Consider the following 20,581-nt stretch of genomic DNA (forward strand, 5'->3'; position numbering starts at 1 on the left):
CTTGGGCGGCTGCGCGAGGCAGCCGCCCGTTCCTCGATCCGAGGCATGAAGGACATTGATATGGCATTGGCAGATTTGCTGCAGCAGGATGCTGTCGTACCGGCTCTCCGGGTGAACTCCAAGAAGCAGCTGCTTCAGGAACTTGCGGCCAAAGCCTCCAAGCTTACCGACATTCCGGAACGGGAAATCTTCGACGTGATCCTGCAGCGCGAGCGCCTCGGCTCGACGGGCGTGGGCAACGGCATCGCCATCCCGCATGGAAAGCTGAACAAGATCAGCAAGATCACGGGCGTCTTCGCAAGGCTCGAAACGCCGGTCGATTTCGAAGCGCTCGACGACCAGCCGGTCGATCTGGTCTTCCTGCTGCTCGCGCCCGAGGGTGCCGGGGCAGATCATCTCAAGGCCCTGTCACGCATTGCGCGCGTGCTGCGCGACCAGGACCTGGTGGCCAAGCTCCGGGCGACTGAATCGGCCTCCGCGATCTACACCTTCCTCAACGAGGAACAGGCGTCGAACGCCGCCTGAGCGACTGCCTTCAAGCCCAGACAGCAAAAAAGCGCCCGAATGGGGCGCTTTTTTTTCATTCACGCGACATCACGTCTGCTCACGCCTTGGCGGCATCCTCGGCTGCGGCTTCCTTCGGACCGCCCTTGGCAACACCGACCATGGCCGGGCGCAGCACACGCTCGCCGATGGCGTAGCCGGCCTGAACGACCTGAACGACCGTGTTGTTGGGCACGTTCGGATTGGGCACCTCGAACATCGCCTGATGGAAGTTCGGATCGAACTTCTGGCCTTCCGCCTCGATCTTGCGCACGCCATGGCGCTCGAGCGTTGCCAGCATACCGCGCTCGGTCATTTCGACACCTTCGATCAGAGCGGTGACGGTCGCGTCTGCGGCGGCACGAGCCTCGTCCGGCAGCGTCTCAATCGCGCGTCGCAGGTTGTCGGAAACGGAGAGCATGTCGCGGGCGAAGCCGGTGACCGCATAGGACTTGGCATCCTTGATTTCGCGGTCGGTGCGGCGGCGCAGATTGTCCATTTCAGCGGCCAGGCGCAGGAAACGGTCGCGCAAATCGGCGTTTTCTGCCTTCAAAGCGTCGATCGGATCATTCTCCTGCGCGGACCCGGCCTCGCTTTCGTTCGCAACCTGTCCTTCTTCGGTGGTCGCGGTTGCTTCTGCCTCGGTAGCTGCCGCGTCAGGTCCGTTCTTGTTGGTTTCTTCGGTCATGACGTTCTCCGGATGATGTCTCGTTTTCGAAGCTCAAAGCTTTCGAATGCGTGCCCGATATCAGGGTTTGACGAGAAAAAATCAAGGGTTTGTCGGGAAATTGGCTCACCGCGCGCCGCGCGAGAGCCTCGCCATCAGCTGTGCGGTGTAGTCCACCATCGGCACGATGCGCGAATAGTTGAGGCGGGTCGGACCAATTACGCCGACGGCGCCGACGATACGGTCTTCGCCATCGCGATAGGGGGCTACGATCAACGAGGAACCGGAGAGCGAAAAAAGCTTGTTTTCGGATCCGATGAAGATCCGGACCCCCGGGCCGCTTTCGGCCAGATCAAGGATTTCGATCAAGCTTTCCTTGCGCTCCAGATCATCGAAGAGCAGGCGCAAGCGATCAATGTCCTCGGAGCCGGCCAGACCTTCGAGCAGATTGGCGCGACCGCGGACGATCAGGCGGGCGGGCTGCTTTTCGGCCACTTCGCCCGACCAGACGGCGAGGCCGCGCTCGACCAGATCCTGGGACAGGGTGTCGAGCTCGGTCGCCACCTGGGACTTCAGGCTTTCAATCTGGCCACGCAGTTCGCGCAGCGTCTGACCTGCCAGGTTGGCGTTCAGGAAATTGGCCGCCTCGGTCAACTGCGAGGCCGTGATGCCTGCCGGCAGTTCGATGATGCGGTTCTCGACCTGATTGTGCTCGCCGACGAGAACGGCGAGCGCCTTGGTCGGTTCGAGCCGAATGAATTCGACATGCTTGAGAACGGGATCGTTCTTTGCCGAGATGACAAGACCGGCGCCACGCGACAGGCCGGACAGCATGCGGCTTGCCTCGGTCAGCATGGCCTCCATCGGCTGATCGGCACTGGAAGGCCTGATCTGGCGCTCGATTTCGTCCCGCTCACCTTCGGAAAGATCGCCGATCTGCATGAAGGCGTCGACGAAGAAGCGCAGGCCGGCCTGCGTTGGCAGGCGTCCGGCGCTGATATGCGGCGCGTAGATGAGACCGAGTTCTTCGAGATCGCTCATGACGTTGCGCACGGAGGCGGGCGACAGCGACATCGGCAATAAGCGCGAAAGATTCCGCGAACCGAGCGGATCGCCGCTGTCGAGATAGGTCTCGACGATACGGCGAAAGACCTCCCGGGAGCGGTCGTCCAGGGAGGCGGACACGTCTGCGACGGTCGTCTTCGGTGATGCCATTATCGGAGCGAACATGATCTCAGAGGTTTCATGCAATAAATATAGTCACTGCTTACGGGATGACCAAGGGGTATTTCGCCGCGCGCAAGGCTCTCTGCGCTGCGGCATGGTTTTTCTTTGCAAATAAGCTGCTCCGTCCTTAGAAGGCAACTAACAACCCAGGAGATTGCAATGCGGCCATCCGGCAGAAAAACCGATCAAATGCGCAAGGTTTCATTCGAGCGCAACTTTTCCAAGCATGCAGAAGGCTCCTGCCTGGTGAAGTTCGGCGACACGCATGTGCTGTGCACTGCGAGCCTGGAAGAGAAGACCCCGCCGTGGCTGCGCAATTCCGGCAAAGGCTGGGTGACGGCGGAATACGGCATGCTGCCACGCGCCACCGGTGACCGCATGAAACGCGAGGCCGCCTCGGGCAAGCAAAGCGGTCGTACCCAGGAAATCCAGCGCCTCATCGGCCGGTCGCTGCGGGCGATCGTCGATCTCGAGGCTCTCGGCGAACGCCAGATCTCGATCGACTGCGACGTTATCCAGGCGGATGGCGGCACGCGCACGGCGGCGATCACCGGCGCCTTCATTGCCCTGCATGACTGCCTGAAGTGGATGGAAGCCCGCAGCATGATCAAGGTCGAGAAGGTCCTCAAGGATCATATCGCGGCCGTTTCGTGCGGCATCTTCGCAAGCCAGCCTGTGATCGACCTCGATTATCTGGAAGACTCGGCTGCCGAGACGGACGCCAACTTCGTCATGACTGGCTCTGGCGGCATCGTCGAGATCCAGGGCACGGCAGAAGGCAAGCCGTTCAGCCAGGACGAGTTCCTGACGTTGCTTGGTCTGGCGCGGAATGGCATCGACGAACTGGTGGCGCTGCAGAAGCAGACAATCGCCTGAGAAGAAGGGCCGCATGATCGAAGGGATCCTCGAAACCGCACTCTATGCGGACGATCTGGACAAGGCAGAGGCGTTTTATGACGGCGTCCTCGGTCTCGAAAAGATCCGCCGTGGCGGCAACCGGCATATCTTCTATCGGTGCGGGTCCGGCGTCCTTCTGATCTTCAATCCGGCAGAAACGGAGACGCTAATCGCCGACGACCCCTTCCCTGTCCCGACCCACGGGACGAGGGGCCCTGGCCATGTCTGTTTCATCGTCCGTCACGACGATCTCGATGCCATGCGCAGTCGGTTGCAGCAGGCCGGTATACCGGTCGAATCCGAACTGACATGGCCGAACGGCGCATGCTCGATCTACTTCCGCGATCCGGCCGGAAACAGCCTGGAATGCGCGTCCCGCACCCTTTGGACTTCTTGAACGGACCTATCGCATGCGCAAACTCGACACCCGCACCATCATCGTTGCCAGCCACAATGCCGGCAAGATCGCTGAAATCGCCGACCTGATCGGCCCCTTCGGCTTTTCTGCCAAATCGGCCAAGGACCTTGCCTTCGTCGAGCCAGATGAAACCGGTACGACTTTCGAGGAAAATGCCGCGATCAAGGCGCTCGCCTCTGCCAAGGCTTCGGGGCTGCCTGCGCTCTCGGACGACAGCGGCCTCGTCATCGATGCGCTCGACGGCGCTCCAGGCGTCTATACGGCGAACTGGGCCGAGCGCGAGGATGGCAGCCGCGATTTTCAGATGGCGATGGAGAAGGTCGAGAAGGCTCTCCAGGAGCGCGGCGCAACGGATGCGGCTCAAAGAACCTGTCGCTTCGTCAGCGTGCTCTGCCTCGCCTGGCCGGACGGTCATACCGAATTCTTCCGGGGCGAGGTCGAGGGCGTGGTTGCCTGGCCGCCGCGCGGCACCGCCGGTTTCGGCTATGACCCCGTCTTCCAGCCCGAGGGGCATCAGCGCACCTTCGGCGAGATGACCGCGGACGAAAAACATGGCTGGAAGCCCGGCAATGCAGAGGCTCTGTCGCACCGTGCCCGGGCCTTCAAGCTTTTCGTCGAAACCTGCCTGGAGGCATGACGCCTTGACCGATCGGTCCTTTACGCTCCTGCCCGACACTGGCGAGCCTGGTTTCGGGGTCTACGTGCATTGGCCCTTCTGCGCGGCCAAGTGTCCGTATTGCGACTTCAACAGTCATGTGCGGCACCAGCCGGTCGATCAGGCGCGCTTCGTCGCCGCCTTTCTTGCCGAGCTGAAGGCTGTGCGGGCCATATCCGGGCCGAAGACCGTCACCAGTGTCTTCATGGGTGGTGGTACGCCGTCGCTGATGGATCCCTCGACGGTCGGCGCGATCCTCGACGGCATTGCGGCCAACTGGCATATGCCAGACGGCATCGAGATCACCATGGAGGCGAACCCGTCCAGCGTCGAGGCGACCCGCTTCCACGGCTATCGGGCAGCGGGCGTCAATCGTGTTTCGCTCGGGGTGCAGGCGCTGAACGATCCGGACCTCAAGTTCCTCGGACGCCTGCATGATGTCGCCGATGCACTCAAGGCGATCCGACTGGCGCGCGAGATCTTCCCGCGCATGTCCTTCGACCTGATTTACGCCCGACCCAACCAGACGGTGGAAGCATGGGAGCGTGAGCTGAAGGAGGCGATGTCGTATGCCGTCGATCATCTTTCGCTCTACCAGTTGACGATCGAAGAAGGCACAGCCTTCTATGGCCTGCACAAGGCCGGCAAGCTGATTGTCCCCGATGACGAGCACGCCGCCACACTCTACGAGGCGACGCAGGAAATCACCGCGCGTGAAGGACTGCCGGCCTATGAGGTTTCCAACCACGCCCGCCCGGGCGCGGAGAGCCGCCATAACCTGACCTACTGGCGTTATGGCGATTACGCCGGCATCGGTCCAGGCGCGCATGGGCGCCTGACCCAGGGTCGCACGAAGATTGCAACGGTCGCCGAACGGCATCCGGAAACCTGGCTTTCGGCCGTCGAGCAGAATGGTCACGGCATTATCGAACGCGAAGAGCTCGATCACGAGGCGCAGGCCGACGAGCTTCTCCTGATGGGCTTGCGGCTTCGCGAGGGCGTAGATCTCGCCCGGTGGCAGCAGCTGTCCGGCCGCGACCCCGATCCGGACAAGGAGCAGTTTCTGCTGGATCAGGGCTTCATCGAGCGGCTCGGCAATTCGCGGCTGCGCTGCACACCGCCGGGCATGCTGATCCTCGACGCCGTGGTCGCGGATCTCGCCTGCTGAGAATCCTCAGATCTTCAGTTTAGCCGGCGACATTCGGTTTGGTGTAGCACGGTCCAACGACAAAGCCCGCCGATGCATCATCGACGGGCTTTTCTATTTGGTTCGTAGCGAACGCGCTTACTCGTTTATCAGACGGCGCAAAAGTTCGATCTCCTGCGACAGCTTCTGGTCTGCCGAGATCAGCTCTTCGATCTTGCGGACGGCATGCAGTACGGTCGTGTGATCACGTCCACCGAAGCGACGACCGATCTCCGGGAAGGAGCGCGGGGTGAGCGTCTTCGACAGATACATGGCAATCTGGCGCGGCTTGACGATCACGCGGGTGCGGCGGTTCGATACAAGTTCCTGGCGCGAGACGTTGTAATGACGGGCCACGACGCGCTGGATGTCCTCGATGCGCACGCGCTTCTGATCACCGGCGCCGACGAGGTGAGCGAGCAGTTCGTCCACGCGCTCGATCGACAGGTTCGGCTCGAAGGAGCGGCGGAAGAGCAACTGGTTGAAGGCGCCTTCCAGATCGCGGCCGCTGCTGGTGATGTTGCGGGCCACATGCTCCAGGATCTCGGCGGGGATGTCGATCGACGGATCGTCCTTGCGGGCGACGTCGAGGCGCGACTTCATCATGTCGAGGCGCATGTCGTAATCGGGCGCTTCCATCTCGATGGCAACGCCACCCTGCAGGCGCGAACGAACGCGCGGATCGAGCGATTCCAGTTCCCAGGGCGCACGGTCGGCGGCGACGACGACCTGCTTGGCGCTGTCGAGCAGCATGTTCAAGAGGTGGCAGAACTCGTGCTGGATCATCTTACCCTGCAGGAACTGCATGTCGTCGATGATCAGAAGGTCGATATTGCGCAGCGAGTCCTTCAGCGTCAGGGCATCATTGTCGCGGATCGCGGTTGCGAAACGCCACATGAAGTATTCTGCCGTGAGATAGACGACCCGCGGCTGCCGCGGGCTCTGGATTGCGGCATTGGCGATGGCCTGCAACAGGTGCGTCTTGCCGAGGCCGACGGACGAATGGATGAAGAGCGGGTTGAACCGCACGGCGCCGGCGCCGGCTTCAGCGATCGTCTTGGCAGCTGCGAGCGCCACGCGGTTCGAGGACCCTTCCACGAAACCATCGAAGGTATAGCGGCTGTCGAGTGGCGAGCCGAACAGCGGACCTGCCTGTGTGGTACGGGCGTTCGACGGTGCCTGGGTCTGGGCCGAGGCGATCTGGCCTACGGTCTGCGGTCCGGTCTTGCGCGGCGAAGTCGGCTGGCTGACGTCCGATCCGACCGAACGCTCCTCGACGACAGGACCACGGGTGCTGCGGCTAGCGCTGCGCACCATGATTTCAACCTTCAGGATCGACGGATCTTCAGCCTGGAAGATCGACGTGATCAGGTCGAGGTAACGGTTGTTGATCCACGACTTCAGAAATGTCGTCGGTACGGTCAGGCGCACCACGCTTTTCGATGCTGAGTGCAGCTTCAGACGCCCAAACCAGCTCTGGTATACGTCCACACCCACCTGAGCCTTGAGCCGCTTGCTGAAACGATCAAACAGAGCATCATGCTTCATCTCGGCATTGTCTCCTGCCCCTTCGGAGCATGCGGCGCCGAGCGCCGAATGTGCATTGTCCCCGTTCGCCAACGCACCGGCCGTCATAGAGTTCATATGCATTTTGCCGCCTTCCAAATTCATTCCAGGTGCCGGGCGTATCCATTTGCGCCCGACAGCCGCTTCATCTCTAATCGATCCCTTGAGGGATCGATGGTCCCCGAACACATCGCGCCGACTTCAGCCAAAAGTCAGCTCAACGCGCCATCGCCCCCTCACGACAATGGCAGTGCTCATACGTGCGACATCCTCGTCATCCCGCACATCCTTGTCCTTGTCGTGGCCATCAGCCACCATCAAGGCGCAAAACCGCCATCACGCGGAAACAGCTAAGTTTCCGATGCAACGTCGATCACTTTATGAGAAAACGGAATGGAAACACTCCGTCCCGGCAAGAGCGACCTGTCACGATGACATTGCTGTCGTCCGGACCGTCGTTTTCGGCCATTGGCTGGCCTCTTGCTGAGAAACATTAAGGCAGGATCAAAAGCCAAGATCAACACCGATTTTTAGGCTATCGGGCGCCTGGACCATTGACTCTTCGTACTTCATTTTCGCGTCACATTCGGGCGAAAAAGAATCGCTTTTGAATCAAGGAGATTCCCAAACAGACACAAGACAGGGCGCTGGCAATGCGAAAAAATAAAATTTCTCTTGACTCATGAGGGGGCCAATCTGCCCCAGCGTGAAGGCAGCCCGCCCACAAGCACCTCCCGGAACCATATGAAATCATTGCGTTTTTCATGTCATCAGACTGACAATATGCAGTGCAGCAGAAAACTCTAAAACAACAATTTTCGATAACCGAGAGCAACAACGACAAAAAGCCCGGCGCAACGCCAGGCTCTTCGAAAAATGTCAGAAAGGTGTCTAAAATTAGACAGCCAGGGCCTTCACACGAGCGGCCAGACGCGAGATCTTCCGCGATGCGGTGTTGGCGTGAACCACACCCTTGGTGGCAGCGCGCTGGATCTCAGGCTGAGCAGCCTGCAGGGCGTCCTTGGCAACAGCTGCGTCGCCGGAAGCGATGGCTTCTTCGACCTTGCGGATGAAACCACGGACCCGCGAACGACGAGCCTTGTTGACTGCAGTACGGGCAGCGATCTTGCGGGTCGCCTTCTTCGCCGAAGTTGTGTTGGCCATGATGCCTCTCTCGAATTCAAACCAAAGCCCACCATTGCCGCGTCGGGTCGTTGCGACCTGCCATACCAGCACTTGGGGGGCTGTTTCATGGGAAAAGCGCATCGGCTTTCCCAACCGTGGGCGGGCATATAGCGGGAAAGCGCGAATGCGTCAACGCGGATTCTGCAGATAACGCGCCTTCCCTTGCGCTTATCTATGCTTGAAGGCGGGCTTCCGCTTCTCAACGAAGGCCGCCATGCCCTCCTTCTGGTCTTCCGTCGCAAACAGCGAATGAAACAGCCGGCGTTCGAAGCGCAAGCCTTCGCCCAGGGTCTGCTCGAAGGCGCGGTTCACGGCCTCCTTCGCCATCATCACTGAAGGCAGCGAGAAGGAGGCAATCTTGGCTGCCGCTTCCAGCGCCTCGTCCAGCAGGCGCTCGGGCTCGACGACGCGCGCCACCAGGCCGGCACTTTCCGCTTCCGCGGCATCCATCATGCGGCCGGTCAGACAAAGATCCATGGCCTTGGCCTTGCCGACGGCGCGGGTCAGGCGCTGGGAGCCGCCCATGCCGGGAATGATGCCAAGGGTGATCTCGGGCTGGCCGAACTTTGCGGTCTTCGAGGCGATGATGAAGTCGCACATCATGGCGAGCTCACAGCCGCCGCCGAGTGCGAAACCGGAGACCGCGGCGATGAAGGGCTTGCGGAAGCCGGCGATGTGATCCCATCCGCCGATGAAGTCACCGGTATAGGTGTCGACGAAACCAAGCGACTGCATTTCCTTGATGTCAGCACCGGCAGCGAAGGCCTTTTCCGAGCCCGTGAGCACCACAGCACCGACGGTAGCGTCGGCCTGCAGCTCGGCGAGAAGCTGGCTGAGCTCGCGCATGACCGTTGAGTTCAGGGCATTCAGTGCCTGGGGCCGGTTGAGCGTCACCAGCGCAACACGGTCGCGCCGTTCGATCAGCAGGGTTTCAAATGACATGGCTTCCTCCTCCACGACCCGAAGGCCTCATTTCTGGCAGGTGCGACAATAGAATGTCGAGCGGCCGGATTGAACTATCCTTTCGACGGTACCCCTGCAACCATTCGTGAGGCAGGGCTCGCCCTCTCGATCATAGGCGCGGAAGGAATGCTGGAAGTACCCCAAGGTGCCATCCGCCTGGATATGGTCGCGCAGCGACGAACCACCTGCCTCGATCGCATCGGCAATGACCTCGCGGATCGACTGGGTGAGCAGCTCAAGTTCCGCCTTCGGTTTTCCCTTCGCCGTGACCAGGGTGGAGACCTTGCGCGTCGGCGACAGATGCGAGCGCCAGAGCGCTTCACAGACATAGATGTTGCCGAGGCCGGCAATTACCTTCTGATCGAGCAGAGCCCCCTTCAGCGGCTGGCTGCGGCCTGCAAAACGGGTCGCCAGATAGTCCGGGGAGAGGATATTGCCGACCGGCTCGGGGCCGAGATCGCGAAATGCCGGATAGGTATCGAGTTCAGAACGCGCCATCAGCTCCATGAAGCCGAACCGACGCGGGTCATTATAGACGACGCGGACAGGGCCCTCCGGACGCTGCAGATGAAAGACGACGTGGTCGTGCTTCTCATCCTTGCTGCGCTCGTGGTGGAAGACGCCGGGGATGTTTGCCTCGGCTGCCGCTTCGATACGGAACGAGCCGGACATGCCGAGATGCGCGATGACGGTCAGATCCTCCTCAAGGTCGACGAGCAGGTATTTCGCCCGACGGGACAGCGCGAGAATACGCCGACCTTCGACCCTTGCGGCAAAATCGCGCGGGAGAGGAAAGCGCAGATCCGGCCTGCGCAGCTCCAGGCGCTGCAGATTGGCGCCTTCCATGGCGGGCGCAAGGCCGCGTCTGACTGTCTCAACCTCTGGCAATTCCGGCATTTCCGCCCATCTTTCTGTTTGAACCGCTTCTTTAAAGGTCTATAGACCAGCGAAGCCAAGGCTTCTCCCACGCAGATAGCGCGAGACAGGCCTTTTCGCTATGGTCCGCCGACCGTTCCGATATGTGGAGTGAACCGATGACTGCAAGCCGCATTTCCGCCGATGGCGGCATGGAAACCTCCTACGGGTTCCGCCAGGTCGACGAGCAGGAAAAGCAGGACCTGGTCAACGATGTCTTCCACAAGGTGGCCAAGCGCTACGACATCATGAACGACGTCATGTCAGCCGGCCTCCACCGTGTCTGGAAGGATGCGATGGTGGCGGCTCTCAATCCGCGCAAGGATCAGAACTATAAGGTGCTCGACGTCGCCGGCGGCACGGGCGACATCGCCTTCCGTATCGTCGAGGCCTCCAACCGGATGGCGCATGCGACCGTGCTCGACATCAACGGCTCCATGCTGGGCGTGGGTGCCGAGCGGGCGGAGAAGAAGGGGCTTTCCCCCAACCTCACCTTTGTCGAGGCCAATGCGGAAAGCCTGCCCTTCGAGGACAACAGCTTCGACGCCTATACGATCGCGTTCGGCATCCGCAATGTGCCGCATATCGATGTGGCGCTGTCGGAGGCCTTCCGCGTTCTGAAGCGCGGCGGACGTCTGCTCGTGCTGGAGTTTTCCGAGGTGGAACTGCCGCTGCTCGACAAGGTCTATGATGCCTGGTCGTTCAATGCGATCCCGCGCTTCGGCAAAATGATCACCGGCGATGCCGAACCCTATCAGTATCTCGTCGAGTCGATCCGCAAATTCCCCAATCAGCCGGATTTTGCCCGGATGATCGAGCGCGCCGGTTTCTCCAACGTCCGCTTCACCAATTACACCGGCGGCATCGCGGCGCTCCATTCCGGCTGGAAGATCTGAGGCGCATGAGCACGATCGGGGCATATTTCCGCCTGGCGCGGGTTGGGTGGGTGCTGGTGCGCGAAGGGGTGGTCGCGGCCCTTCCGTCGGAAGGACTGCCGCCGCTCGTCGGCATCGCCAAGGCGACCGTCGCGCCGCTCGCGCGTGGCCGGGCGAAATCGGTCGAGCGGTCGGATCGTCTCGCCAGGGCCGTTGCACGCCTCGGCCCGTCCTATGTGAAGATCGGCCAGTTTCTCGCCACCCGTCCGGATGTCGTCGGCGCTGAATTTGCAGAGGATCTTGCCGGGCTGCAGGACCGGATGGATTTCTTCCCGACGCAAGCCTCGAAGACGACCATTCAGGAATCGCTCGGCCGCTCCATCGAAGAGCTTTACACGCATTTCGGTGAACCGATCGCCGCCGCCTCGATCGCGCAGGTGCACCCGGCCCAGGTCGCAACGCCCGAGGGCTCGCGGAAGGTTGCCGTCAAGGTGATCCGTCCGGGCGTGCGCAAGCGGTTTGCGGCCGATCTCGAGGCCATGTATCTCGTCTCGCATCTCCAGGAACGTTTCCTGCCGCATACGCGGCGCCTGCGGCCCGTCGAGGTGACGAAGACGCTGGAGCAGACCACCAAGGTCGAGATGGATCTGCGCCTTGAGGCTGCGGCCCTGTCCGAGATTGCGGAAAACACCAAGGACGACCCGGGCTTTCGCGTGCCCGAAGTCGACTGGGAACGCACGGGCCGCGACGTCGTCACCATGGAATGGATCGACGGCGTCAAGATGTCCGATGTCGAGGGCTTGAGGGCCGCCGGTCATGACCTCAACGCGCTCGCCGACACGCTGATCCAGTCCTTCCTACGCCATACGTTGCGCGACGGCTTCTTCCATGCCGACATGCATCCGGGCAATCTCTTCGTCGATCCCGCCGGCATGATCGTCGCCGTCGACATGGGCATTGCCGGACGACTTGGCAAAAAGGAACGCCGCTTCCTCGCCGAGATCCTCTACGGCTTCATCACGCGCGACTACATGCGCGTGGCAGAAGTGCATTTCGAAGCCGGCTACGTTCCGTCGCACCACAATGTCGCGAGCTTCGCCCAGGCGATCCGCGCGATCGGCGAGCCGATTCACGGGCAGCCGGCCGAGACCATCTCGATGGGTAAGCTGCTGACGCTATTGTTCGAAGTCACCGAGATCTTCGACATGCAGACACGCCCTGAACTGGTGATGCTGCAAAAGACCATGGTCGTCGTCGAGGGCGTCTCGCGCATTCTCAATCCGCGCTTCAACATGTGGAAAGCCGCAGAGCCGGTCGTCTCAAATTGGATCCGCGACAATCTGGGTCCGAAGCGGATTGCGACCGATCTCAAGGACGGCGCCAAGGCAGCACTCAGGCTGGCCGAAGCTCTGCCAGAAATCGCCAGCAAGACCGAGAAGCTTCATGGCGAGATCGTGCGGATGAGCGAGGAAGGTCTGCGTTTCGATGCGGACACGGCCGAGCGCATCGGACGGGCAGAAGCGCGACATACGCGGTCTGGTCGGATCGCGCTCTGGGTGATCGCGGTCGCAGCTGTGGTGACCGCTTTCCAGGTGTCCTGACGGCAACGACGGACGAAGATAAATCGCGAGTCCGCGATTTTTTGATGGAACAAACATATCGATCGTGCGTTGGAACCACCTAACGCGCTTTATGTTCCGTCAGGAGTGACATGTCTGCCACCCAAACCGGCTTCGTTCGGTCCACGCTGCTCTTTCTCCTGATTGGCACCGCAATCCTCATCGGCATTATCGTCGCGACCTTTGGTCTCGTCGAGCGCACCCAGGCGACCTTCGAATATATCCTGCAGGAGCGTAACATCCGGCGCATGGCCGCCGACCTCATGCAGAAGCTGACCGACGCCGAGACCGGCCAACGTGGTTTTGTTATCACGCAGGACGAGCTATTTCTTGAACCTTACGAGTCCGCCGTCGGCGCGATCCGGGAAGAGGTCGACCGGCTGGCGACAGCGGTTGCCGATCGCCCGGTCAAGGCAGCCCAGATGGACCGGTTGCGCGACCGGATCCGGGGAAAGCTCGCCGAGATGGGGCAGGCCATCAATCTCATGCGCAGCGGCGAGCAGGCTCAGGCCGTCGAATTGATCCAGAGCGATGTCGGTCGTGAGCTTATGGACGACATCCGCTCCATGCTCGATCAGTTCAAGGAACTTTCGGACGCGAATGTCGACCGGGGAACCGAGGCGCAGATCAGTGCGACCCAGCAGCTTCAGTGGATCACGGTCGGCGGCGGCATCGCCATCATAGCCGTGATGGGTGGTGCGATCCTGGTCGTTGCACAGCATGTGCGGGCGCTTGCAGCTTCCAGGCGGGAGGTCGAGGTGTTGAACGAGGGCCTGGAAGCCCGTGTTGCGGAGCGCACCGAGGACCTCATGCAGGCAAACCAGGAGATCCAGCGCTTCGCCTATATCGTCACCCATGACCTGAGGGCACCGCTCGTGAACATCATGGGCTTTACCGCAGAGCTCGACGCCTCGCTGAAATCCTTGCAGGCCTATGTCCTGAACGACGGCAAGCCGGTGTCCGAAGAGGAGATCCGCGAGGCCAGACTGGCTGCGTCGGAAGACCTGCCCGAAGCCATCGGCTTCATCCGCTCGTCGACCAAGAAGATGGACGGACTGATCAACGCGATCCTGAAGATCTCGCGCGACGGGCGACGCCAGCTGAAGCCCGAAATCGTCGAACTGCAGCCCCTGCTGGAGACCATCACCAACAGCGTCTATCACCAGATCAGCGAAAGCGACGGCAGCATCGATATCGACATCAAGGCCACCCGCCTGAACACCGATCGATTGTCGGTCGAACAAATTCTTGGTAACCTTTTCGATAATGCTATCAAATACAAGCATCCCCAACGGCCCCTGACGCTCGCCGTCCGAACCGCGCCCGAAGGGCGTCACATGGTAAGGATCGAGGTGCAGGACAATGGCCGTGGCGTTGCAGAGCAGGACCACGAACGCATTTTCGAACTTTTCCGCCGCGCCGGTCAGCAGGACCAATCGGGTGAAGGCATCGGCCTTGCCCATGTCCGCTCACTGGCACGGAACCTTGGGGGGGAGATCACCGTTCAATCCCGTTTAGGAGAAGGGTCAACCTTCGTACTGCGACTGCCATCTGATCTGTCACGCTTGGTACGGAGTTGATAATGAAAGCCGTGGGTAAAGAAGTCACCATTGTCATGGTCGAAGACGACGAGGGTCACGCCCGTCTGATCGAAAAGAACGTGCGTCGGGCCGGCGTCAACAACGAGATCGTGCCCTTCACCAACGGCACCGAAGCGCTGGACTATGTGCTGGGCAAGGATCGTAGCGGCAAGATTTCAGAAGACCGCTACCTGTTGATCCTGCTCGACCTCAATCTGCCCGACATGTCGGGCACCGATATTCTCGACCAGATTAAATCCAATCCGCACACGCGACGGCTCCCGGTCGTCATCCTCACGACGACGGATGACGAACGCGAAATCCAGCGCTGCTACGATCTCGGGGCCAATGTCTATATTACCAAACCTGTCGATTACGACAATTTCGCCAACGCCATTCGCCAGCTCGGACTGTTCTTCTCCGTCATGCAAATCCCCTGATGGCGGGCAGGCGATGAGCTTCAGCGTTCTCTACATCGATGACGATGCTGCCATTGCCCGGCTGGTCCAGAGGCATATGGGACGGCTTGGTCATGAGGTGTCGCATGCCGAGAACGCCGAAGACGCGCTTGAACTCCTGAAGACGGCCGCATTCGACGTCGTCGTGCTCGATCATTACCTGCGCCAGACGACCGGCCACGACGTGCTCGGCCGCATGCGCGATGCCGAGATCGATGTGCCGGTGGTCTATGTCACCGGGTCCAACGAGGCGCAGGTCGCTATCGAGGCGATCAAGGCGGGTGCTGCGGACTACGTGATCAAGACAGTCAGCGACGACTTCCTGTCACTCTTGTCGAGCGCGATCGAGCAGACGGTCGCCAACGCCCAGCTGCGTGCAGCGAAGGCCCGCGCCGATGAAGAGATCAGACTTGGTAAGGAACGTGCCGAGGCGCTGCTGGCCGAGGTCAACCATCGCGTCGCCAACTCGCTGGCGCTGGTCGCCAGCCTGCTCAGGCTGCAGATCTCGGCGGCCCGCAGCGATGAAGTGAAGGCGGAACTGGCCGAAACCCAGGCGCGCATCACAGCCATCGCCGGCATGCACCGCAGTCTCTACACCTCCGACGACGTCAGCCGGGTGGAGCTTGATCGTTACCTCAACCGTCTCACCGTCGAGCTCTACAATTCCCTGCACAGCGCCGAAAAGCCGGTGCGCCTGCTGCTCGATGCCGATCCCATATCTCTCAGCGCCGACAAGGCGGTTTCGGTCGGCATGATCGTCACCGAACTCGTGACCAACGCCTTCAAATACGCCTATGCGACCGGCCAGCCGGGTGACATCAGGGTGCATCTGAAAACGATGGGCAACGGCGAGGCGCTGCTCCGGGTCGAGGACGACGGGGTCGGCATTGATCCCCAGAGCGCGCCGAAGGGAACCGGTCTCGGGAGCCGGATCGTCAAATCCATGGCCTCGACGCTGGGAGACGGTCTGCGTTATCTCGAAGGCACGCCTGGCACCGTGGCGGAAGTCCCGCTCAAGCTCGACAGCGGGGCTTGAGCCACGCCGTTTACCAGTCCCAGTCTCCACGATTTGCCAGCGACCGGAATTGCGCTAGGGTCGCGACCGCAGAGAAAGGGTTGCATTCCATGAGCTTGGTCGGAAAGCGGATTTTGCTTGTTATCGCGGGCGGCATAGCCGCCTACAAGAGCCTCGACCTCATCAGGAGGCTCAGGGAGCGCGGTGCGAGCGTGCGGCCCATCATGACGCGTGGCGCCCAGGAGTTCGTCACGCCGCTTGCTGTTGGCGCTCTCTCGGCCTCCCATGTCTATACCGAACTCTTCTCCCGCGAAGACGAGCAGGATGTCGGCCATATCCGGCTGGCGCGCGAATGCGATCTCGTGCTTGTCGCGCCCGCGACCGCCGATTTGATGGCGAAGATGGCGAACGGGCTGGCGGATGATCTTGCATCCACAGTGCTGCTTGCGACCGACCGTCCCGTGCTGATTGCGCCTGCCATGAACCCGAAGATGTGGGCGCATCCGGCAACACAGCGGAACTACGCCACACTGCAACGTGACGGCATCAAGGCCATCGGCCCGATGGAAGGCGAGATGGCGGAAAGCGGCGAGCGCGGGCGCGGTCGTATGGCCGAGCCGATCGACATCGCGGACCGTGTCGAAGACATGCTCTCCGGGCCGAAACCGCTTGCGGGCATGACAGCCGTCGTGACCTCGGGCCCGACGCATGAACCGATCGATCCCGTGCGCTACATCGCCAATCGCTCCTCCGGTAAGCAGGGCCACGCGATTGCGGCAGCCCTTGCCCGCCTGGGCGCCGAGGTTACCCTGGTCTCCGGCCCCGTAACCATTGCCGATCCCGTGGGCGTTCAGACGCGGCATGTGGAGCGGGCCGAGGAGATGCGCGATGCCGTGCTCTCGGCACTTCCGGCCGACATCGCCGTCATGGTTGCCGCCGTCGCCGACTGGCGTGTTGCGTCCTCGGCGGAGCAGAAGATCAAGAAGCAGCCCGGCGAGGCGCCGCCGCCGCTCGAACTCACGGAAAACCCTGACATCCTCAAGACCGTCGGCCATCATCCTCAGCGCCCACGGCTCGTTGTCGGCTTTGCCGCAGAGACCCAGAATGTCGAGGAAAACGGCCGCTCCAAGCTTGAGCGCAAGGGTGCCGACCTAATCGTCGCCAATGATGTCTCGCCCGAGACCGGCATCATGGGGGGCGATCGCAACCGGGTGAAGCTGATTTCCCGCGACGGGGTCGAGGCCTGGCCGGACCTTTCCAAGGACGAAGTGGCGGAACGGCTGGCACTCTGGATCGCGACCCAGATCGGCGGGACCGGCGCATGAGCCTTTTTACGCGATCCGGCTTCGACGCCTTTGTCCAAGGTTTCGCCGGCACCACGCAAGTCGACCAATGGGACAGCCGTGTCGCCAAGGTCGGAGACAAGGTCTTTGCGCTGCTCACCAACAGTGAAAGCCGGTTGACGTTCAAGGTCAGCGAAGAAAGCTTCGAGATCCTGACATCGCTCAGAGGCGTGTCACAGGCGCCCTATTTCGCCAAGCGCAAATGGGTCAGCGTCGAACCAGACAGCGAGCTCGGCGAAGCCGACCTTATGGAGTATCTCACCCGCTCCTATCGCACGGTCAGTGCGTCGCTGACCCGCAAGCTGCGCGCCGAACTCGGCATCGTCGAGTAAAGCTGTGATCAGACCGCAGCCATCGCCGGCTGACGGATCTGCTCGACCCGTGTGCGCTCGACGTCAGGCTTGAACTCGGCGGCATCCAGACCGTTTTCGCTGAGGATCACGGCACTGCCTGCGGGAATTTCCACCCAGGTATCCGTCTCGTCGTTCAGCGGCTCCGACACGAGACAGAAGCTGCCCTTCGGCCCCATGGGCGCTGCAAACAACGTTGGAGCATATTCGTCCGTCGAGTAGCGCACGGCATAGAGCGTCTTGCCATCGGAAAAGGCAGCCGTCATGCGGATGCGGGCGGTGCCGGTCAGATGCAAGCTGATCTGCTCGACGAAGCCGACGGCCTCGCTCATGGCCGCGATAGGGCGCTCACGCAATCCGAACTGAAGGGCCAGCAGGAAGAGCAGTTCGCTGTCGGTCGTGCCAACACGGGCATGGAAATGCTCATCGTCCAGCATGCCTTCCATCGGCCGGCGGATGCGATCGAAATTGTCGATCTGGCCGTTGTGCATGAAGGACCAGTTCCCCTGGACGAAGGGATGGCAGTTGTCGCGGCGGGTGGCGCCATGGGTTGCAGCGCGGACATGCGCGAGAAACAGCGGCGAGCGAATCTGGCTTGCGAGGCTCTTCAGATTGCAGTCGGACCAGGCCGGCAGCACATCCCGGAAGCGGCCCGGCTCGGGGCGGTCACCATACCAGGCGAGACCGAAGCCATCGCCGTTGGTGGCGGTCTTGGCGCGGGTTGCGCAATGCGATTGCTCGATAAGGGAATGCGCAGGCGAGGTCACCAGCTCCTCGAGGAAGATCGGAACACCACGGTAAGCTGCCCAACGACACATATGAATTCTGCCCCAGGTCCATCGACCGACTGCGAATCTTCGGTAGTCTTCGCCCGATAGACTAATGATTTGCAAACATCGCATCCTTCATGACAAAATTTTGTCGGGCAGTGCAACATTCTTCCTGCTGTCGACTGGCACAAAAGTGAACACTGCGTTTTGCCCGGCGGGCCTGCGTGCCATGGTTCTCTCGCCTATATTGCTTCCCAAGCAACGAGCCCGTTCCCCGAGGAGGTCCGCCAATGTCCATTCGCCCTGTCAAGCATGAGAGCCGCGCCACGCCGACCATGGAAGGCGCCGGCGTCAAGCTGCACCGCGTCTTCGGCTTCGGCGATCCCTCGATGACCGACCCCTTCCTGATGATGGACGACTTCCGCAACGACGAGCCGATGGACTACGTCCGCGGGTTCCCCTGGCATCCGCATCGCGGCATCGAGACGATCACCTATGTGCTGGCCGGCACCGTCGAGCATGGCGACAGCCTGGGCAACCAGGGGATGCTGGGCGCAGGCGACCTGCAATGGATGACGGCGGGCAGCGGGATCCTGCATCAGGAAATGCCGAAGGGCGATTTCGCCGGCCGCATGCACGGCTTCCAGCTCTGGGCCAACCTGCCATCGTCGCTTAAGATGACGAAGCCACGCTACCAGGACATCAAGTCGCCTGAGATCCCTGTGGTCATCGATGATGACGGCACGTCGGTTCGCGTCATCTGTGGCGACTTCTGGGGCAAGAGCGGCCCGGTCGACGGCATCGCTGCCGAGCCCGTCTATCTCGATATCTCGGTGCCGCCGGGCAAGCGCAAGACTTTCCCGGTCGATACCTATCGCTCGGCATTCGCCTATATTTTTGCAGGCTCCGGCTCGTTCCGGGACGCGTCCAAGCCCTTCGGCGTCAAGGTCGAGAAGGAATATATGGGCGAAGAGCTGAACATCCGCGACCTCTCTGGCAACCGGACGCTTGTCGTTTTCGACACCGGCGACGAGATCACCGTTCAGGCCGGCGATCAGGGCATCCGCTTCCTGCTGGTCACCGGCAAGCCGATCAAGGAGCCAGTCGCCTGGCATGGTCCGATCGTCATGAACACGCGGGAAGAACTGATGCAGGCGATGAAGGAGCTGCAGAACGGAACCTTTATCAAGGCCGATCATTAACCCCACGCAGTCAAGTTCACTTCAACCCGGCGTCTCCAGCGCCGGGTTTTCTTTTTTGTCTGCATACACCGCCTCAGAGATCAAGTCTGTGCAGGCGCCGGCCAGAGCGCGTGGAAATGATGCACCGGCCCATGTCCTGAACCAACGGTCAGCGCATCGGAACGCCGAACAGCCTCCGCCAGCCAGGCCTTGGCAACACGCACGGCCTCCTGTGGCTCCAGCCCCTTTGCCAATTCGGCAGCGAGCGCGCTCGACAGAGAACAGCCAGTGCCATGCGTATTGCGCGTTAGGATCCGTTCCGCCTCGAACCAGGTCACCTGGCCATCCGCAACCAGCACATCCGGGCTTTCCGGACCTGCCAGATGGCCACCCTTGAGCAGCACAGCCCGGGGTCCGAGTGCTGTCAGCCTGATGGCCTGGGATTCCATGATGCGGCGGTCGAAAGCCTCGGGATCACCGAGCAGGGCTGCAGCCTCCGGCAGGTTCGGCGTCAGGAGCGTCGCGAGCGGCAACAAGTCCTCCGTCAAGGCCGCGACCGCATCCGGATCAAGCAGCGATGCGCCGCCCTTAGCGATCATGACGGGATCGAGAACAACAGGGATGCCGCGATAGGCTTTCAGCGCTTCGGCGACGGCCGAGGCAATGCCAACATTGGCGATCATGCCGATCTTCACCGCATCGACCCTGACATCGGCAAAAACCATGCGGATCTGCTCGGCGACAAAACCGGGATCGAGCGGCACGACGGCCGAGACGCCCGTCGTGTTCTGCGCCGTCAGCGCCGTGATAGCAGCCATTCCGTAGCAACCGCGGGCCGAAAAGGCCTTGAGATCGGCCTGGATGCCCGCCCCACCGGAAGGGTCGGAGCCGGCGATGGTCAGCACGTTGCGGATGATGGATGATCTCATGTCTGCGTCTCCCAAGGCGGCGGAGACGCAGCGGGCACAGCGCGGATATATCTGGCGCGACACCCGAGCGACTCCCTCCGCCAGCATGATCTGGTTCAGGTTCAAAGGGTGCTTCTCAGCCCGGCTTGCGCCAGACGCCCCTGTCTCTCAGGCGCCAGACTATGCGACAGCATCGTTCCTGTCACCTGGGTCTCTCGTCATTCCCATTCAGCGTTTGCAGCCGACGAGCAGAGCCGCTA

21 protein-coding genes and 1 riboswitch are annotated in these 20,581 nt (G+C 61.5%); of the genes, 13 read left to right on the forward strand and 8 right to left on the reverse strand.

Features of this window, described 5'->3' with window-relative positions; translation table 11 throughout:
- Window positions 1–60 precede the first annotated feature (60 nt).
- Window positions 61–525, forward strand: coding sequence for a PTS IIA-like nitrogen regulatory protein PtsN (ptsN, locus tag IP85_RS18745; protein WP_054151256.1), 465 nt, complete (start codon window positions 61–63; stop codon window positions 523–525).
- Window positions 526–604: 79 nt separating this feature from the next.
- Here the strand turns inward: ptsN and grpE are convergent, their stop codons facing one another.
- Window positions 605–1,231, reverse strand: a complete 627-nt coding sequence (grpE, locus tag IP85_RS18750; RefSeq protein WP_054151195.1) for a nucleotide exchange factor GrpE — start codon at window positions 1,229–1,231, stop codon at window positions 605–607.
- A 105-nt stretch (window positions 1,232–1,336) separates the two neighbouring features.
- Window positions 1,337–2,425 (reverse strand): heat-inducible transcriptional repressor HrcA, encoded by a 1,089-nt coding sequence (hrcA, locus tag IP85_RS18755; protein ID WP_054151196.1) that lies wholly within the window; start codon window positions 2,423–2,425, stop codon window positions 1,337–1,339.
- Between the two features lie 171 nt (window positions 2,426–2,596).
- Here hrcA and rph point away from each other — a divergent pair, with 171 nt between their 5' ends.
- Genes rph through hemW form a run of 4 tightly spaced genes read left to right on the forward strand, consistent with a single transcriptional unit; the run spans window position 2,597 to window position 5,575 of the window.
- The gene (gene rph, locus IP85_RS18760) at window positions 2,597–3,313 is read left to right on the forward strand and encodes a ribonuclease PH (RefSeq protein ID WP_054151197.1); all 717 of its coding nucleotides are present in this window, start codon (window positions 2,597–2,599) and stop codon (window positions 3,311–3,313) included.
- Window positions 3,314–3,326: 13 nt separating this feature from the next.
- Entirely contained in the window at window positions 3,327–3,731 is a 405-nt protein-coding gene (locus IP85_RS18765; protein WP_054151198.1) for a VOC family protein, read from the forward strand.
- A 13-nt stretch (window positions 3,732–3,744) separates the two neighbouring features.
- Window positions 3,745–4,389 carry an RdgB/HAM1 family non-canonical purine NTP pyrophosphatase gene (rdgB, locus tag IP85_RS18770; protein WP_054151199.1) on the forward strand — a complete coding sequence of 215 codons (645 nt, stop codon included), beginning with the start codon at window positions 3,745–3,747 and terminating at the stop codon, window positions 4,387–4,389.
- Between the two features lie 4 nt (window positions 4,390–4,393).
- Window positions 4,394–5,575, forward strand: coding sequence for a radical SAM family heme chaperone HemW (hemW, locus tag IP85_RS18775; protein ID WP_054151200.1), 1,182 nt, complete (start codon window positions 4,394–4,396; stop codon window positions 5,573–5,575).
- A gap of 117 nt (window positions 5,576–5,692) precedes the next feature.
- On the opposite strand, the gene dnaA is transcribed toward hemW, so the two are convergent.
- The 4 genes from dnaA to mutM form a co-directional block, all read right to left on the reverse strand.
- Complete coding sequence (gene dnaA / locus IP85_RS18780) at window positions 5,693–7,243, reverse strand: chromosomal replication initiator protein DnaA (RefSeq protein ID WP_054151257.1); 1,551 nt, start codon at window positions 7,241–7,243, stop codon at window positions 5,693–5,695.
- Window positions 7,244–8,056: 813 nt separating this feature from the next.
- A complete protein-coding gene (gene rpsT / locus IP85_RS18785; RefSeq protein ID WP_006724980.1) occupies window positions 8,057–8,323 on the reverse strand; it encodes a 30S ribosomal protein S20 in 267 nt (88 codons plus the stop codon).
- Window positions 8,324–8,512: 189 nt separating this feature from the next.
- Window positions 8,513–9,286, reverse strand: coding sequence for an enoyl-CoA hydratase (locus IP85_RS18790; RefSeq protein ID WP_054151201.1), 774 nt, complete (start codon window positions 9,284–9,286; stop codon window positions 8,513–8,515).
- A 27-nt stretch (window positions 9,287–9,313) separates the two neighbouring features.
- Entirely contained in the window at window positions 9,314–10,204 is an 891-nt protein-coding gene (gene mutM / locus IP85_RS18795; protein ID WP_054151202.1) for a bifunctional DNA-formamidopyrimidine glycosylase/DNA-(apurinic or apyrimidinic site) lyase, read from the reverse strand.
- A 137-nt stretch (window positions 10,205–10,341) separates the two neighbouring features.
- Between mutM and ubiE the strand changes: the two genes are divergently transcribed.
- The 7 genes from ubiE to IP85_RS18830 all read left to right on the forward strand — a co-directional run bounded on the left by ubiE (window position 10,342) and on the right by IP85_RS18830 (window position 17,444).
- Window positions 10,342–11,118 carry a bifunctional demethylmenaquinone methyltransferase/2-methoxy-6-polyprenyl-1,4-benzoquinol methylase UbiE gene (ubiE, locus tag IP85_RS18800; RefSeq protein WP_054151203.1) on the forward strand — a complete coding sequence of 259 codons (777 nt, stop codon included), beginning with the start codon at window positions 10,342–10,344 and terminating at the stop codon, window positions 11,116–11,118.
- Between the two features lie 5 nt (window positions 11,119–11,123).
- Entirely contained in the window at window positions 11,124–12,698 is a 1,575-nt protein-coding gene (gene ubiB / locus IP85_RS18805) for a 2-polyprenylphenol 6-hydroxylase (RefSeq protein ID WP_054151204.1), read from the forward strand.
- Between the two features lie 110 nt (window positions 12,699–12,808).
- Complete coding sequence (locus IP85_RS18810; protein ID WP_054151205.1) at window positions 12,809–14,296, forward strand: CHASE3 domain-containing protein; 1,488 nt, start codon at window positions 12,809–12,811, stop codon at window positions 14,294–14,296.
- Between the two features lie 2 nt (window positions 14,297–14,298).
- Window positions 14,299–14,736, forward strand: coding sequence for a response regulator (locus IP85_RS18815; RefSeq protein ID WP_054151206.1), 438 nt, complete (start codon window positions 14,299–14,301; stop codon window positions 14,734–14,736).
- 13 nt (window positions 14,737–14,749) lie between these two features.
- Window positions 14,750–15,790, forward strand: a complete 1,041-nt coding sequence (locus tag IP85_RS18820; protein WP_054151207.1) for a response regulator — start codon at window positions 14,750–14,752, stop codon at window positions 15,788–15,790.
- An 89-nt stretch (window positions 15,791–15,879) separates the two neighbouring features.
- On the forward strand, window positions 15,880–17,094 hold the full coding sequence (coaBC, locus tag IP85_RS18825) for a bifunctional phosphopantothenoylcysteine decarboxylase/phosphopantothenate--cysteine ligase CoaBC (RefSeq protein WP_054151208.1): 1,215 nt from the start codon (window positions 15,880–15,882) through the stop codon (window positions 17,092–17,094).
- Window positions 17,091–17,444, forward strand: a complete 354-nt coding sequence (locus IP85_RS18830; protein ID WP_054151209.1) for an MmcQ/YjbR family DNA-binding protein — start codon at window positions 17,091–17,093, stop codon at window positions 17,442–17,444. The genes coaBC and IP85_RS18830 overlap by 4 nt, the downstream gene beginning before the upstream one ends.
- Window positions 17,445–17,452: 8 nt before the next feature.
- On the opposite strand, the gene IP85_RS18835 is transcribed toward IP85_RS18830, so the two are convergent.
- Window positions 17,453–18,280 (reverse strand): class II glutamine amidotransferase, encoded by an 828-nt coding sequence (locus tag IP85_RS18835; RefSeq protein ID WP_054151210.1) that lies wholly within the window; start codon window positions 18,278–18,280, stop codon window positions 17,453–17,455.
- Between the two features lie 242 nt (window positions 18,281–18,522).
- Between IP85_RS18835 and IP85_RS18840 the strand changes: the two genes are divergently transcribed.
- Window positions 18,523–19,434 carry a pirin family protein gene (locus tag IP85_RS18840; protein WP_054151211.1) on the forward strand — a complete coding sequence of 304 codons (912 nt, stop codon included), beginning with the start codon at window positions 18,523–18,525 and terminating at the stop codon, window positions 19,432–19,434.
- 80 nt (window positions 19,435–19,514) lie between these two features.
- On the opposite strand, the gene thiD is transcribed toward IP85_RS18840, so the two are convergent.
- Complete coding sequence (thiD, locus tag IP85_RS18845; protein WP_054151258.1) at window positions 19,515–20,330, reverse strand: bifunctional hydroxymethylpyrimidine kinase/phosphomethylpyrimidine kinase; 816 nt, start codon at window positions 20,328–20,330, stop codon at window positions 19,515–19,517.
- A gap of 67 nt (window positions 20,331–20,397) precedes the next feature.
- Window positions 20,398–20,494, reverse strand: a riboswitch (TPP riboswitch).
- Window positions 20,495–20,581 lie beyond the last annotated feature (87 nt).

It is taken from the genome of Rhizobium sp. AAP116 (assembly GCF_001295785.1).
Lineage (GTDB): Bacteria > Pseudomonadota > Alphaproteobacteria > Rhizobiales > Rhizobiaceae > Allorhizobium.